We start from the raw sequence: 2,116 nt of genomic DNA, 5'->3' as shown, positions 1-2,116 counted from the left end.
TCCTCGACGGCTGGCTGCAAAGCTACGCCTACCACATCGCGATGCCCTGGTGGATTTTCGGCGTTGCGGGGCTGCTGGCTATTCTGGTGGCTTTCCTGACGGTGAGTTATCAGTCGATTAAGGCGGCGGTAGTCAATCCGGTTAAAAGTTTGCGGAGCGAGTGATTCTCTTCCACTTTTCGTTTGGTCAGATTCCTATGATTTGGGCTTTTACGGTGGGCTACTGGTTCCTGGGCAAATTCGGATTTTGTAGTTTAATCGCCACTATTTTGTAGTTTGGTCACCACAAATTTCGATTTTTCCTTTTGATTCACTTTTTTAGTAAGGTACAATGCGCTCTGCGTACTTCACCTGAAAAAAGGCTATGATACCAATTAACCGAAGAGAATTTATCCAGTATGGCAGCGCGGCCGTAGCCCTGGGTCTGACAAGTGCCAATCTCCACGCTATGCCCAAAGAAAAAACCATCCGCATCAAGGACGTCAGTTCCGACTTTGAGCGCGAGCCGCTGTATCCGTACCGCTTCAAGGGCAGCGCGATCACCAAAAGCTGGCAGGCATTGGCCTACCTGAAATCGGATTCCGGGATCCATAAAATCGGGATGGGAACGCAGGGGGTACTTTGGTCGGATTCCACGGTCTTCGCCAATCATTCCGAAACGGCGGGCAACGCCCTTATGTACGCCATGACCGAGCGGGCTTTGCAAATGATGAAGGGAAATTCGTTTAAGAATCCCGTGCAACTGGTAGACGACCTGCTGCCCGAAGTACTGGCTTATGGCAAGAAAATCACGGGCAATCCCGACCTCCGAACTACCTTCGCCCTCAACTCCCTGGTACCCGTGGACAACGCCGCCTGGCTGCTCTACGCCGAGGAAAACGGTATGACTAAATTCGATGACATGATCCCTGCGGCCTACCGTCCCGGCCTGTCGTACCACCACGAAAAGGTCGCCAGCATTCCGTCTTTCAGCGTCGGAACTACCGCCGAGCGCATCAAGCAGGCCGCCGACGAGGGGTACTTTATCCTGAAATTAAAAACCGGCGCCGCAGGAACACAGTCCGAAATGATTGAGAAGGACATCGCCTTCCTGACCGCCGTCCACAAGGCCATTGGCCACTACGAAACTCCCTACACGGCGAGCGGCAAGATTCCTTACTACTTCGACGCCAATGGCCGCTACGAGAAAAAAGAAACGCTGCTGCGCTTCCTGGATCACGCCAAAAAAATCGGTGCTTTCGATCAAATCGCGGTCATTGAGGAACCTTTTGGGGAAGAAAACGAAACCTACGTGGGCGACCTAGGCGTGCGCGTAGCCGCCGACGAGAGCGCCCATACCGTGGAAGACGCCGCCGCCCGCATCGAGCAGGGCTACGGGGCAATGGCCGTGAAAGCTATCGCCAAAACCATGAGTATGACGATGAAAATCACGCAGTTGGCCTATGAGAGAAAAGTACCCTGCTTCTGCGCCGACCTAACGGTCAACCCGATTCTGGTAGATTGGAACAAGGCCGTGGCCGCCCGACTGCCACCTTTCCCCGGCATGAGCATCGGCTTGCAGGAAACCAACGGCCACCAGTATTATAAAAACTGGGAGCGGCTGGAAACCTACCATCCGATGAACGGGGCCAACTGGACGGAAACGGTAAACGGCGTGTACGTTACCGATAAGTCTTTCTACGAAAAAAGCGGTGGAATCCTGATGCCTTCTCCGCATTACGAGGAAGTGTTTGCGGAGGTTTAGATGGAGTGTGGTAGAAAAAACCTAAATTCGTTTAACCAACTTTTACTGCTATGGCTGCTATCACTGAATTGTCCCAACTCGATCCGAACGGGACGTACTCTTACGCCGACTATCTGACGTGGCAGTTCCGTGAGCGGGTGGAACTCTTCCGGGGAAAGCTTTTTCCGATGAGTCCCGCGCTGAGCATTCAACACCAACGTATTTCGTCACGTTTGTATCTACAAATGGTAAATGCTCTTGGAAAGAACCCTTGTGAGCTATTTTACGCTCCCTTTGACGTGCGGCTTTATAATCGCAAAAAATCACTCAAAGCCAATAAGGATATCTTTTCGGTTGTGCAGCCCGACTTGTGTATTATCTGTGATCGGGCTAA

General features: G+C 52.2%; 3 protein-coding genes. All 3 read left to right on the top strand.

The annotated features are described in order from the left end of the window. Positions 1–164, top strand: a 164-nt coding sequence (locus tag ACEW8P_RS04880; protein ID WP_373511982.1) for an ABC transporter permease, incomplete at its 5' end; no start/stop codon positions are given. 283 nt (positions 165–447) lie between these two features. Beyond that, a complete protein-coding gene (locus ACEW8P_RS04875; protein ID WP_373511981.1) occupies positions 448–1,743 on the top strand; it encodes an enolase C-terminal domain-like protein in 1,296 nt (431 codons plus the stop codon). Between the two features lie 50 nt (positions 1,744–1,793). Further along, on the top strand, positions 1,794–2,116 hold a 323-nt coding region (locus ACEW8P_RS04870; RefSeq protein ID WP_373511980.1), incomplete at its 3' end, for a Uma2 family endonuclease.

The organism is Persicitalea sp. (assembly GCF_041751555.1).
In the GTDB taxonomy this organism is placed as follows: Bacteria; Bacteroidota; Bacteroidia; order Cytophagales; family Spirosomataceae; genus Persicitalea.
The sequence above is the reverse complement of the archived record's forward strand: the minus strand, read 5'-3'. Positions and strand labels throughout refer to the sequence as shown.